This window comes from Cognatishimia coralii, from assembly GCF_037478305.1.
GTDB lineage: Bacteria > Pseudomonadota > Alphaproteobacteria > Rhodobacterales > Rhodobacteraceae > Cognatishimia > Cognatishimia coralii.
On sequence record NZ_JBBGAZ010000010.1, the window covers coordinates 69626 to 83334 of the forward strand.

Genomic DNA, 13709 nt, shown 5'->3' on the forward strand with positions numbered 1-13709 from the left:
ACCCCGCGCCAAAGCTCACTTAGGCTAAAGACTGAGACAAGAGACTTTCTATGGCGCCGAACGAGCAGACAGCTAAGAAACCAAGCCGCATTCAGCTTCGCAACCGGAGTAAAATTCTGGAAGCGGCCTTGGATGTGTTTTCGACGCATGGGTATCGTGGTTCAACGCTAGATCAGATCGCCGAAGCCGCGGGCCTGTCTAAGCCCAACATCCTCTATTACTTCGATGGCAAAGAAGAGATCTTTGTCACGTTGCTTGGCAGCCTTGTGGATCAATGGATCGAGCCCTTGCGCCAGATTGATCCCGACGGCGAGCCCCTTGAGGAAATTCGCCGCTATGTTGCCCGCAAAGTGCAGATGTCCAAAGACATGGAACGTGAAAGCCGTTTGTTTGCGAATGAGATCCTGCAAGGTGCGCCTCGGATTGGCGAACATCTGTCTGGCGACCTGCAAGAGTTGTTTACGCGCACGACAGGCATTTTAGCGGCATGGATGGATCAAGGGAAAATTGCCCGAGTTGATCCTGAACATCTGCTGTATTCCATTTGGGCCACGACCCAGCATTACGCGGATTTCCGATCTCAGATTGATATGCTGTCTGGCCACGGAAAGATCGATAGCGCGGACGCCTTTCTTGACCAACTCTACGTCAAACTTCTGACCCCTTAAAATAGGAAAGCCGACCCAAGAGGGCCGACTTTCTCAGGGTTGGGAAAGTGGGGTTAACCCTATTCTGCGGCTTGAACAGACGGGTTATTAGGGTGTCCCAACCAGTTGCCATACTCTGCTTCAACGGGCTGCCCTGTGCGCTCATCCATGGCGCCGGGAGCGAGCGTTTCCATGGTGATGCAATTGTCGACGGGGCAGACATTGACGCAGAGGTTGCAGGCCACGCATTCATCGTCTTTGACGTCAAACACGCGATCTTCTGACATCGAAATCGCTTGATGGCTGGTATCTTCACAGGCTGCATAGCAGCGCCCACACGAGATACAGAGGTCCTGATTAATCCGTGCCTTCGTGACGTGGTTCAGGTTCAGATATTGCCAGTCAGTGACATTTGGCACTGCGCGCCCGACCAGATCGGCGGTCGAGGTCATGCGCTTCTCGTCCATGTACTGACTTAGGCCTGAAATCATCTCTTGAACGATTTTAAAGCCATAGGTCATCGCCGCCGTGCAGACCTGAACATTGCCCGCGCCCAGCGCCATGAACTCGGCTGCGTCTCGCCATGTGGTGACACCGCCAATGCCCGAAATCGGCAACCCATGCGTTTCCGGGTTCCGCGCAATCTCTGCCACCATATTCAAGGCAATAGGCTTCACCGCCGGGCCGCAATAGCCACCATGTGTGCCTTTGCCGTCAATCGTTGGCTCTGGCGCGAAGCTATCCAGGTTCACCGAGGTGATCGAGTTGATCGTATTGATCAGGCTGACCGCATCGGCCCCTCCTCGTTTGGCCGCTTCGGCGGGATAGAGGATATTCGTGATATTGGGCGTCAACTTGACGATCACCGGCAGGTCGGTGGCCTCTTTGCACCAGCGCGCGACCATTTCGATATAGTCAGGCACCTGCCCAACTGCAGAGCCCATGCCACGTTCAGCCATCCCATGCGGGCAGCCGAAGTTCAGCTCGAACCCGTCGCATCCGGTTTCTGCGATCATCGGCAGAATGCGTTTCCACTCATCCTCTTCGCAGGGCACCATCACCGAGGCCACAAGCGCGTGGTCCGGATAGTCGCGTTTCACCCGCAGCATTTCCTCAAGGTTCACCTCAAGTGGGCGGTCGGTGATCAACTCGATGTTGTTCAGCCCCAACAGCCGCCGATCTGCCCCATGGATCGCGCCATAGCGGGGGCCATTCACATTCACCACCGGAGGCCCCTCAGCCCCCAGCGTTTTCCAGACCACCCCGCCCCATCCGGCCTCAAAGGCGCGGCGGACGTTGTATTCTTTATCCGTGGGCGGCGCGGACGCCAGCCAGAAAGGGTTCGGGGATTTGATACCTACAAATTCGCTTTCGAGATTGGCCATCTTGCTGATCTCCTCTGCTTAGGCCGACAGTGCGGCATGAATATCTTCGGCCGCATCACGGCCCTCGGCGACGGCGGTCACGGTGAGGTCTTCGCCACCAGAGGCACAGTCGCCTCCGGCCCAGACGCCTGACATGCTGGTGCGCCCAGCTCCGGTTACAGTGATCTTGCCTCGGTCGACTTCGGGCAGATCGTCTCCGTCGAGCGTCTGACCAATGGCCTTGAACACCTGATCTGCTGCGAGACGGAAGGTCTCCCCCGTCGGAGCCAAATCGTCATCGGTATACTCGAACTCAATCTCGCGCACCGAGCCGTTGCCGATCACAGCACGAGGCGAAGCATTGGTGATGATCCGCACGCCCTTGGACGCCGCCAGATCCTGTTCGAACTCAGAGGCGTTCATCCGGTCTTTGCCACGACGATACACCAAGGACACATTGAGCGCGCCCAGAAGCTTTGCCTGAACCGCCGCATCAACAGCGGTCATGCCGCCGCCAATCACAACGACATCACGCCCGATCGCAACGGAACCGAACTCCGAGGCTTGCCGCAGGTCCGCGATGAAATCCACCGCATCCAAAACGCCATCCTTGTCTTCACCCTCACACCGCAGCGCATTCACACCGCCAAGTCCAATGCCCAGGAAGACAGCATCGAACTCGGAGGTGAGGTCACTCAGGGTCATCCCCTCCCCAAGCGACTTGCCGTTTTCGACTGTGATGCCTCCGATTTGAAGCAGCCAGTCGACTTCTCTTGCGGCAAAATTATCGACGGATTTGTAGGTGGCGATGCCATATTCATTCAGGCCGCCTGCTTTCGGACGCGGGTCAAAAATCACCACGTCATGGCCCTTGCTGGCCAAACGGTGCGCACAGGACAATCCCGCAGGCCCCGCTCCGACGACCGCCACTTTTTTGCCCGTAGAGGCCGCGCGCTCAAATGGATGCACATTCGCATCCATCAGCGTATCAGTCGCAAAGCGCTGGAGTTCGCCGATCTTCACGGGCTTGCCTTCAGCCGCTTCGCGCACACAGGCTTGTTCACAGAGTGTTTCCGTCGGGCAAACCCGCGCGCACATGCCGCCCAGAATATTCTGGGACAAGATCGTCTTGGCCGCCGCCTCTGGCGTGCCGGAGGCTATCTGGCGGATGAACAACGGGATATCGATGTCCGTCGGGCAGGCCGTGATACAGGGCGCATCATGGCAGAAATAGCAGCGATCTGCGGCGACCATCGCCTCGTGGCCGTCAAGCGGCGCGTGGAGATCGGCGAAGTTGTCGTCGATCACGTCCTTGGCCAATCGACCGGCCACAACACCCGGCGTCATTTGACTCGTCATAACTCTCTCCTGTCTGGGTTTTCCCTGGATCGGAATTATTTTTATCATTCGGTCAAATTTTTATTTAGTCAACGACTATTTTCGAAAGGGGACGCGGACAGGCAAAAACAAAAAGGCGCGCTCAAGATTTGAGCACGCCAAAATTTCCACGACATCGATGATTTTAATCCGAAATCTGTCTCAGATAGCGCGCGCAGCCTTTAAGGGCCGCAAAGTCATCGTCAATCAGCGTGACCGTGAACCCACTTAGCAGGTCGTTGAACTCTCCTTTGTCCGCCATCTGCGTGGCAAACCCGAGACTGTCAAAGTAAGGCGTCACGGCGCGGGACACGCCTCCGGTGAAATAGATGCCACCGTAGGGCAAATGCGTGATCGCAAGATCTCCGGTGACTGCGGCCAAGACGGTCATGTAATCGCGCATTGCGAGGTTCGCCGTCTCATCACCTTCTGAAACGAGCCGCATAACCTCTCCTGCTGGCAAACGGGTGCCTGCATGAGCTTCGTATATATTTTGCAAACCCTGCCCCGCCAGCAGCCACTCGATGCGGACGCCGCCGCATTTCGCTTCGATTTTGGCATAGAGGTCGGACAGATCTGATCGGTAGGGCGCGGTCATGTGGCCAGCTTCGCAGGACGGCACGATCAGACGGTCTTTGTCTTTGTGGACCGGCACTATATTGAACCCTGTTCCCAGACCGATCACCAACCGAGACCCGACACGCCCAGTCGTACCTTTGCTCAGCGTTTTCAACGATCCAGCCGGCAACTCATCCAGAGCAAACCCCTGAGCTTGCAAGTCGTTGATAACATCCACTGCCGGGGCTCCTGTTACGCGCGCGATGACGTCCCGGTCGATCTTCCAGTCCAAGTTGGTCATATGCGCGACGCCGTCGACGACCAGACCTGCGGCCCCTGCGCATGCGCCGGCCAACGGCCCTGGCTGTGCTTTGGCCAAATAGGCTTCGATCACGGATTGGAAACTCCCACTGTCAGCATTTTTATAGCGCTCTGTGGACCCTTCGATCAGGCCGTTTTCATCCGCCAATCCGACGCGGGTGTTGGTGCCTCCGATATCGGCAACAAGGAAGAAACGGCTTGAAGACATAGGTGCGACTTTCGGGCTCTGCGACAATGTTAGCGCTCAACAACGCCCTTTCTCTATGAACAGTGTTTGCCCATCCGTTCAAGTGGTTCTTGTCGCGTTGACTCAAAAAAACAATTTCCGATTAAAATAATAGGAATTGACTTTGCCGATTAAATTAGTCAGAATTAGAGCATAACCTTCAGACAGGAAGCTCGACATGACTTTGCAAACCCAAATCTCGACCGCAGCCGATACGACTCCGATCCATAGTGCAGATCTATTGACTGGGGAAAATGGATTGGCGCGCATCGTTCTGAACGATCAGATTTATACTCTTCGCATCACGCGCGCTGGGAAGCTCATCCTGACTAAATAGGCGCAAACATTCCCGAACCATGCTATTAAGGCGCTGATTTTTTCAGCGCCTGCTTTCTTCTCGTGCTCGATTTGACCGAAAATTTAGCATCTCTAAATAGTATTTAAAACATTTATGAAATTGCTCGCGCAAAAGTTGACTCGCGCTATGGTGGTATTTATGTAATTTCATAACCGATTAAAGAAAAGAAACGCATGTCAGTACAAGATCCTGTCCCGCCGAAACCTACGAGCATCCCCTATTATAGCGCAAAAGCCCTTCTCGGGCGGGGCAGCGAAGCGCGGATCATGTTGGACGACAAACTCTACACGCTTCGCATAACACGTGCAGGCAAACTCATTCTGACTAAATGAGCACTCTGAACCAGCACGCAAAAAAGGCGCCCTCCTTCCCCTGGCGCCTTTCTTCGTTTTTTTAGGGCTTTGACTTAGACTTTGCCCTTCCACGGGATCAGCCAGTTTTCCAAAGCGCGCATCCCGACCTCGATCATGAAGCCAATGATCCCGATCACGATGATCCCAACGATAATGATGTCGGTCTGCTGGAACTTGGACGCGGTCACGATCATCTTGCCAAGGCCAACGTTCGCCGCAACCAGTTCGGCCGCAACAACCGTGCCCCAACAGACCCCCATCGCAACCCGCGCGCCGGTGAAGATGTCCGGTAGCGAATTGGGCACGATCACGCGGCTGAGGATCTGCCATTTGGACGCCCCCAGCGAATAGGCCGCATGGACCTTGGAAATCGCCACGCCGGACACGCCGGATCGGGCCGCGATGATCATAATCCAGAGCGCGGCAAGGAAGAGGAGAACCACCTTGCCGAGCTCTCCGATCCCGAACCAAATAATGATCAGCGGGATCAAAGCGAGTGGAGGAATAGGACGCATGAATTCGACGATCGGATCAAACCATCCACGTGACCAGCTGGTCAGGCCCATGGCGTAGCCGATTGGGATGCCGACCAAGGCCCCAAAGAGGAAGCCAAGCAGAACACGTTGTAGCGAAAAGCGTGTATGTTCAAGCAGCGTATAGCCCTGATAGCCCTCTTGGTTCAGCCAGATAAAGCGGCTGAGCACGATCTCGGGCGCTGGCAGATAGAGCCGCGCCATGCGCAGACCAGTGGCCGGCGCAAAGGTCGGCGTGCCTTTGTCGGTCAAGGAAATCGTGCCCTCAGGGATCTCGACGGCCTCGCCCGGACCAACCGGAATACCGTTCAACGCAACGACAGTTGAGCCCTCTTTCTTGGACACCTCATCGTTTTTCCAAACGTTGATCACCTTGAAGCCATAGCGCGCCACGGTCAGGGAATCGTTTTTCGCAAACCCGTCGCCTGGTTCAACCGCAGCAGGCTCAGGCTCTTGGCCCGGATTGCCGTCGGCATCCACCGTTTGCTGGATGTCTTCGCGATAGACACGCATGGTGACTTCGGCATCGTCTGTGGTGCCGTCCTCAAGCTGCGCAGTGTAGGTAAAGGTCACATCGCCGCTAAACGGACCCGGCAGTTTCGGCAAAGGAATCACCGAGTTGGTGAAGGCCACCCAGAGCCAGAAAACCGTAATCACAGAGATCACGGAAGCCACACGGTTGGCTTTGACCGCGCTTTCGTCGCCAAAGGTCACCGTCTTAAGCGAGTTGAACCCTTCACGCTCAAAGAAGCTTTTCAACAGGCGCGAGGAGACAAGATACGTCCCGAAGAACGCGGCCACATAAAGGCCGAGAACAAGCAAACCGGTCATGCGTTTTCCTCCGCCCGGCCCATGATTTCTTCTTCCATGTTCCAGATCATTTCCAGGATTTCCTCGCGGGTGCCCGCGTAATCCTTGTGTTTCTTAACTTCGCGCAGGTCATTGCCGACGCCGAGGTCAGCAAATGGCAGGCGGTATTCTTTGTGAACACGCCCCGGACGTGGCGCCATCACCAAGAGGCGCTCGCCCAACAGCAGCGCTTCTTCAACAGAGTGGGTGATCAGAATGATCGTCTTGCCGGTGTCTTTCCACAGATCCAAAACGAGGCTCTGCATCTTTTCACGCGTCAGCGCATCCAGCGCGCCCAGCGGTTCATCCATCAGGATCACGTCGGGGTCATTCGCCAAACAGCGGGCCAAGGCCACACGCTGCTGCATCCCGCCGGAAAGCTCATAGATCGCTTTCTCTTTAAAATCCTGCAGCCCGACAACTTCGAGCAGGTGTTCCACCTTCTCTTTGCTTTCTGCTCGGCTGACGCCCTTCATGTCAGGCCCGAACGAGACGTTGTCACGCACATTCATCCATTCAAACAACGCGCCCTGCTGGAATACCATGCCACGTTCAGGGCTTGGTCCCGTCACCAGCTTGTCGTTGAGTTTAATTTGACCCTCTGTCGGAGCCAAAAACCCGGCTACGATGTTCAAGAGAGTTGTTTTACCACAGCCCGACGGCCCGAGCACACTCATGAGTTCGCCGGATTTAATATCCAACGAGACATTCTGCAGCGCCTGAACATGACCGCCGCTGGGCAAATCAAAGCGCATTGAAATGTTGTCTATGAAAAGTCCAGACACCTGGATCCCCTTCTTACAAAGATGGGTCGCACACGTTTAACGTGCGCGATAACGTTGAAAAAAGGGCGCTAAACTCGGTTAGCGCCCTCTCTCAATACTCTTACTGAGACGCCGCGAGCGGATCTGCGTTCACGTTGTCCGCATAAGACGCTTTGGACGCATCGATGGAGCCCGCGTTCACGAAGACGTCTGCAACACCCTTCATGAAGGTCTGTGCATTGCCACCGAGCCATGCGCCGGACAGCTGCTCGTCAACTGTTGGGAAGACAAAGGTCGACAGAGTCGCCGCGGTGTCCGCTTCGCTCATACCCGCGTCTTTCGCGATGACTGGCAGCATTTTCGCGCGGTTGGCTTCATCCGCCCACATCGCGTTTGCCGCTGCAGTCACACCCAGGAAGGCCGCCGCTTGGTCGCTGTTTTCCGCAACATAGGAGGTTGGCGCGGTTGTCGCGTCAAACACTAGAATGCCCAGCTCGGTTTTCTCGGCACCGGTCAGCAGCACGTTGCCAGAGTTTAGCATACGACGCAGCGCGCCGCCCCAGCCACAGGACATGTCCACGGCGCCTTGGCTCAGGGCCGCTTCGCCCTCGGCTGGCGCCATGTCAACGATTTCCAGGCTCGCCAGATCAACACCGAAGTGCTCCATCTGCTTCAGGAAGCCGTAGTGCGCCGCGGTGCCCAGAGGAACAGCGACTTTCTTGCCGGCCAGTTCGCCTGCGGAATCTTTGTCGATTTCCAGATCCGCACGCACAACGCAGTTGTCATTGTCCGCATAGGAGACGGCCACATCCAGAACCTGAAGGTCCTGACCCGCAGAGGTCGCAACCACAAACGGTGGAATACCTTGGCTGACAGAGATCTGTACGTCGCCAGATGCCATCGCTGCGCTCATCGCGGTACCGGTGTCAAAGCTGACCCAGTTGATGTTGACGCCCAGGGCCTCTTCATACATGCCAGTTTCTTTCGCGTACTGGAATGGCATTGGCCACTCGAGGAAGTATGCGACGGTGATATCATCAGCCTGCGCCGCTTGAGCCCCTGCCAGGATCGAAGTCGTGGCGGCCAATGCGGCGAAAGTTGTCTTGAATTTCATAGTTTAGCTCCCGTTGATACGATGCCGCAAAAACACGCGGCTTGGTTTGGGTCGCAGCTTTTCGCTGTCTATTAAGTGCGCAGGTTCCCCTGCTGCCCCTTGATCCGACGGCATTTTTTCCATTCTGGCAAATAAAAAATGAAACCGTTTACAGGGTAATTCTTTTTTTGACCAATTGGTAAATTAGCGATATGATACGCAAAATCACACGATTTCATGATGTTAGAAAGTGCATCCCATTGACGCGACTGACGAAGACCTTAATTTTGGACTTAATCAGAGATGGATCTGGACCTATTCGAATGCCCAAGATCGGAGCGAGGATGCGCCAGAACGGGGCGAGTCTGTTCTCGCTCAGAATCTCGTGAAAACGCTTTAGAAACAATAAGGAGAGCCTGCGATGGATGGCAATCACCTCGACAACGACCTGTCCCGAGTCATCGCGGCAGATAAGGCCAATGTCTGGCACCACCTGTTCCAACACAAGGTGCTCGAAGAGAACGACCCGCGCATTATTGTCGAAGGCAAAGGCATGCGCGTCTGGGATCAGAACGGCAAGGAATGGCTGGATGCTGTGTCCGGCGGCGTCTGGACTGTAAACGTTGGCTATGGCCGTGAATCCATCGCAAAGGCCGTGCATGATCAGATCTTGAAGATGTGCTATTTCGCGCAGGCGGCTGGGTCCGTTCCAGGTGCTCTATTCGCCGAAAAACTCATCGAGAAAATGCCAGGTATGAGCCGCGTTTACTATGTGAACTCGGGCTCTGAGGCCAATGAGAAGGCCTTTAAAATGGTGCGCCAGATCGCGCACAAGAAATACGGTGGCAAGAAAACCAAGATCCTCTATCGCGACCGCGACTACCACGGTTCGACCTTGGCAACGATGTCCGCGGGCGGTCAGCAAGAGCGCAACATGCAATACGGCCCCTTCGCGCCGGACTTCATCAAAGTTCCGCACTGCATGGAATACCGCAAGCACGAACATGGGATGGAGCATCTCGAGGGTGAAGAACTCGGCATCGCGATGGCAAACCTCATTGAAGAGGTGATCCTGCAAGAGGGCCCTGACACCGTCGGCGCGCTTTGCCTAGAGCCCGTCACCGCAGGTGGTGGCGTGATCGAGGCGCCAGAAGGCTATTGGCCGCGCGTTCAAGAGATCTGCAAACAGTATGACGTGTTGCTTCACATCGACGAAGTGGTCTGCGGCATTGGACGGACTGGCACCGAATGGTTTGGCTATCAGCACTATGGCATCAAGCCGGATTTCGTGACGATGGCGAAAGGTGTGGCCTCTGGTTATGCGGCGATTGCGGTGATGGTCACCACCGAAGAGGTCTTCAACATGTTCAAGGACGACGCCAGCGATCCGATGAACTATTTCCGCGATATCTCGACCTTTGGTGGCTGTACTGCCGGTCCTGCGGCGGCGCTCGAGAACATGCGTATTATCGAAGACGAAGGCCTGCTGGAAAACTGCACCAACATGGGCGCACGCTTGCGCGGTAACCTTGAAGCGCTGATGGAGAAACACGCTGTGATTGGCGACGTGCGTGGCAAGGGTCTCTTTATGGGGGCCGAACTGGTCAGCGACCGAGACACCAAAGAGCCCGCGCCTGAGGCCAAAGTTCAGGCGGTCATCGCCGAATGCGGTGCGCAGGGTGTGATCATCGGCGCGACCAACCGCTCGGTTCCGGGCCGCAACAACACGCTGTGCTTCAGCCCAGCGCTGATCGCGACAGCGGACGACATCGACAAGATCACAGAGGCCGTAGATGTGGCCCTGACTCGCGTCTTTGGCTGAAAAATCGGGCTGCGCCACTACGGCGCGGCCCATTCGCCCGATTTGAATTGAGAATCGCGGCAGACCAGATTGATCCCCCTCTAGGTCCAGTTTAACGTGGCACCATGGCAATCTCAGTCGACACGTTCTTTCTGAACCCCCATTTCCAAGGCACTCTGCAATCGCAGATCCAGCAGATCATCGCCGAAGCGATTCTGTCGGGGCGCTTTCGGCAGGGCGAGAAATTACCTTCTACACGCAAACTGGCAACGCATCTGGGCATCAGCCGCATCACGGTGACGCTGGCCTATACGGAACTCTTGGCGAATGACTATCTCACGTCGCGTGGTCGGTCGGGGTATTTTGTGTCCGAGAACGCGCCTGAACCGCCGTCTTTCAACACGCTGCGCCAGACCGAAGACGTGGTGGATTGGTCACGCGCCATCGGCAGCCGCTATACCGGTGGCAATGCCCTGAGCAAGCCGCAGAACTGGGCGAAGTATAAGTATAATTTCATCTACGGCCAGTCAGACCCCTCGATTTTTGACCACGCAAACTGGCGATTGTGCGCCCTTCAAGCACTTGGTCAGAAAGACTTTTTTGCACTGACGTCTGACTACTATGAACACGACGACGAGCGTCTGGTCGAGTTCATTCTGCGCCATTCTTTGACGCGCCGTGGCATCCTTGCGCGGCCTGAAAACGTACTCATCACGCTCGGCGCGCAGAACGCTCTTTGGCTGACGGCCCAGGTTCTTCTGACCCAGCGCCGCACGGCCGTGATCGAAGATCCCTGCTATCCAGCGCTACGCGATATTCTCAGTCAATCACGCTGTCATGTGGTACCACTGCCCGTTGATCAGGACGGCCTGCCGCCCGATACGATCCCGCCGCATTCCGACGTGATCTTTACCACGCCCAGCCACCAATGCCCGACCACAGCGACCATGCCAATGGCCCGCCGCGAGGCATTGCTGGAACGTGCCCGTGACATCGACGCACTGATCGTTGAGGACGACTACGAGTTCGAAATGTCCTTCCTCAAGTCGCCGTCGCCTTCGCTTAAGTCGCTCGATGAAGATGGGCGCGTGATCTATGTTGGCAGCTTTTCCAAATCTGTCTTCCCCGGCCTACGCCTCGGCTATCTCGTTGGTTCTGAAAGCTTTATTCGCGAGGCCCGCGCCTTGCGCTCGCTTGTTTTGCGCCACCCGCCGGGCCATACGATGCGCACGGCGGCCTATTTCCTAGGTCTTGGTCACTATGACGCTTTGATCCGCCGCACGCGAAATGAATTCGCCAAACGTCGCGATGTGATGCAAACGGCCATCGCGAATTTCGGCCTGCAGATCGCCAGCCATGAAACCCACGGAGGCTCGTCCTTTTGGATGCAAGCCCCGCGCGGCACCGACACCGAAGCCCTCGCGGCCAAGCTAATCGAGAAAAGCGTTCTGATCGAACCAGGTCGCCCCTTCTTTCACGGGCGCACCCGCCCGCGCGAATATTTCCGACTGGCCTATTCCTCGATCAATACCACCCGAATCCCGGAAGGGATCGAGCTGATTGCTCAGGCTCTGAAAGAGGGTTAGAGCCCTCTGGACTTATCGGCGCATCATTCTGGCCCTACGCGCCAGCGCGCCGAGCCGCATATTCTGTTGCAGATGAATTCACGCCTGCCACGGAGCGCACCTCATGAAAATGACCACCGAAGAAGCCTTTGTTAAGGTTCTGCAACGCCACGGTATCGAACATGCATTCGGCATTATCGGTTCCGCCATGATGCCAATTTCAGACATCTTCCCTGCCGCGGGCATTACCTTCTGGGACTGCGCACACGAAGGCTCTGCGGGCATGATGTCTGACGGCTACACCCGCGCGACCGGCAAAATGTCGATGATGATCGCTCAGAACGGTCCGGGCATCACAAACTTTGTGACCGCTGTTAAGACGGCCTACTGGAACCACACGCCCCTTCTGCTGGTCACCCCTCAGGCGGCGAACAAGACCATCGGTCAGGGTGGTTTCCAGGAAGTCGAACAGATGAAACTGTTTGAAGACATGGTCGCCTATCAGGAAGAGGTTCGCGACCCGACACGCGTCGCCGAAGTCCTGACCCGCGTCATCGCGCAGGCGAAACGTTTCTCAGCGCCGGCGCAATTGAACATCCCACGCGACATGTGGACCCAAGTGATCGACATCGACATCCCTGATCCGATTGAGTTCGAGATGTCCTCTGGCGGCGAAAACTCCGTCGCGGCGGCGGCGGCGCTGCTGTCGGACGCGAAGAACCCAGTGATCCTGAACGGTGCGGGCGTTGTTCTGTCCAAAGGCGGCATCGCGGCCTCTATGGCATTGGCCGAACGCCTCGATGCGCCGGTTTGCGTGGGCTATCAGCACAATGACGCCTTCCCGGGCAACCACCCGCTGTTCGCCGGTCCTCTGGGCTACAACGGCTCCAAAGCGGGCATGGAATTGATCAAAGAGGCCGACGTTGTTTTGGCGCTAGGTACTCGTCTGAACCCGTTCTCGACCCTGCCAGGCTATGGCATGGAGTACTGGCCTGCGGATGCGAAGATCATTCAGGTCGACATCAACCCTGACCGCATTGGCCTGACCAAGAAAGTCAGCGTTGGCATCGTCGGCGATGCGGCCAAAGTGGCAACCGGCATCCTTGGCCAACTGTCCGGCACCGCAGGCGACGAAGGCCGCGCAGATCGCAAAGCCAAGATCGCGGAAAAGAAATCCCGCTGGGCTCAGCAGCTGTCCTCCATGGACCACGAAGACGACGATCCGGGCACCACTTGGAACCAACGCGCACGTGCGGACAAGCCTGACTGGATGAGCCCACGTATGGCGTGGCGCGCGATCCAGTCTGCACTGCCGAAAGAGGCGATCATTTCGTCTGACATCGGCAACAACTGCGCCATCGGCAACGCCTATCCGTCCTTTGAAGAAGGCCGCAAGTACCTCGCACCGGGCCTCTTTGGTCCTTGTGGCTACGGCCTGCCTGCCATCGTTGGTGCAAAAATCGGACAGCCTGATGTGCCGGTTGTGGGCTTTGCGGGCGACGGCGCATTTGGCATTGCGGTGAACGAACTGACAGCCATCGGCCGAGGCGAGTGGCCTGCGATCACGCAGATCGTCTTCCGCAACTACCAGTGGGGTGCGGAAAAGCGGAACTCCACCCTGTGGTTTGACGACAACTTCGTCGGCACCGAGCTGGACACCCAAGTGTCCTATGCCGGCATCGCGCAGGCATGTGGCCTGAAAGGCGTCGTCGCGCGCACGATGGAAGAGCTCACCGACGCGCTGAACACCGCGATCGAAGACCAGAAGAACGGCGTAACCACTCTGATCGAAGCCATGATCAACCAAGAGCTGGGCGAGCCTTTCCGCCGCGACGCGATGAAAAACCCTGTGCGCGTGGCCGGCATCGACAAGGCCGACATGCAGCCGCAAGAGGTCTGA

At 56.6% G+C, this 13709-nt stretch carries 12 protein-coding genes; 6 read left to right on the plus strand and 6 right to left on the minus strand.

Annotated elements, in window-relative coordinates; genetic code table 11:
* The first annotated feature begins 50 nt into the window (after positions 1-50).
* Positions 51-668, plus strand: coding sequence for a TetR family transcriptional regulator C-terminal domain-containing protein (locus WG622_RS15285; protein ID WP_339404381.1), 618 nt, complete (start codon positions 51-53; stop codon positions 666-668).
* 59 nt (positions 669-727) lie between these two features.
* Here the strand turns inward: WG622_RS15285 and preA are convergent, their stop codons facing one another.
* From preA to WG622_RS15300, 3 genes are all read right to left on the minus strand, one after another.
* Entirely contained in the window at positions 728-2032 is a 1305-nt protein-coding gene (preA, locus tag WG622_RS15290) for an NAD-dependent dihydropyrimidine dehydrogenase subunit PreA (protein WP_339404382.1), read from the minus strand.
* Between the two features lie 18 nt (positions 2033-2050).
* Positions 2051-3370, minus strand: coding sequence for an NAD(P)-dependent oxidoreductase (locus WG622_RS15295; protein WP_339404383.1), 1320 nt, complete (start codon positions 3368-3370; stop codon positions 2051-2053).
* Between the two features lie 163 nt (positions 3371-3533).
* A complete protein-coding gene (locus tag WG622_RS15300; RefSeq protein ID WP_339404384.1) occupies positions 3534-4475 on the minus strand; it encodes a glucokinase in 942 nt (313 codons plus the stop codon).
* A 196-nt stretch (positions 4476-4671) separates the two neighbouring features.
* Here WG622_RS15300 and hemP (WG622_RS15305) point away from each other — a divergent pair, with 196 nt between their 5' ends.
* Together hemP (WG622_RS15305) and hemP (WG622_RS15310) are read left to right on the plus strand one after the other, a co-directional pair.
* Positions 4672-4830 (plus strand): hemin uptake protein HemP, encoded by a 159-nt coding sequence (hemP, locus tag WG622_RS15305; RefSeq protein WP_209357570.1) that lies wholly within the window; start codon positions 4672-4674, stop codon positions 4828-4830.
* A 194-nt stretch (positions 4831-5024) separates the two neighbouring features.
* The gene (gene hemP, locus WG622_RS15310) at positions 5025-5183 is read left to right on the plus strand and encodes a hemin uptake protein HemP (RefSeq protein ID WP_339404385.1); all 159 of its coding nucleotides are present in this window, start codon (positions 5025-5027) and stop codon (positions 5181-5183) included.
* Between the two features lie 74 nt (positions 5184-5257).
* Here the strand turns inward: hemP (WG622_RS15310) and WG622_RS15315 are convergent, their stop codons facing one another.
* The 3 genes from WG622_RS15315 to WG622_RS15325 form a co-directional block, all read right to left on the minus strand.
* Entirely contained in the window at positions 5258-6559 is a 1302-nt protein-coding gene (locus WG622_RS15315; RefSeq protein WP_339404420.1) for an ABC transporter permease, read from the minus strand.
* 5 nt (positions 6560-6564) lie between these two features.
* On the minus strand, positions 6565-7371 hold the full coding sequence (locus WG622_RS15320) for a taurine ABC transporter ATP-binding protein (protein ID WP_209357573.1): 807 nt from the start codon (positions 7369-7371) through the stop codon (positions 6565-6567).
* Between the two features lie 100 nt (positions 7372-7471).
* Positions 7472-8464, minus strand: a complete 993-nt coding sequence (locus WG622_RS15325) for a taurine ABC transporter substrate-binding protein (RefSeq protein WP_339404386.1) — start codon at positions 8462-8464, stop codon at positions 7472-7474.
* Positions 8465-8864: 400 nt separating this feature from the next.
* Between WG622_RS15325 and WG622_RS15330 the strand changes: the two genes are divergently transcribed.
* The 3 genes from WG622_RS15330 to xsc all read left to right on the plus strand — a co-directional run bounded on the left by WG622_RS15330 (position 8865) and on the right by xsc (position 13709).
* Positions 8865-10265: an aminotransferase family protein gene (locus WG622_RS15330; protein ID WP_339404387.1), complete on the plus strand. Its 1401-nt coding sequence runs from the start codon at positions 8865-8867 to the stop codon at positions 10263-10265.
* 104 nt (positions 10266-10369) lie between these two features.
* Positions 10370-11830, plus strand: a complete 1461-nt coding sequence (gene pdxR, locus WG622_RS15335) for a MocR-like pyridoxine biosynthesis transcription factor PdxR (RefSeq protein WP_339404388.1) — start codon at positions 10370-10372, stop codon at positions 11828-11830.
* Between the two features lie 103 nt (positions 11831-11933).
* The gene (gene xsc, locus WG622_RS15340) at positions 11934-13709 is read left to right on the plus strand and encodes a sulfoacetaldehyde acetyltransferase (protein ID WP_339404389.1); all 1776 of its coding nucleotides are present in this window, start codon (positions 11934-11936) and stop codon (positions 13707-13709) included.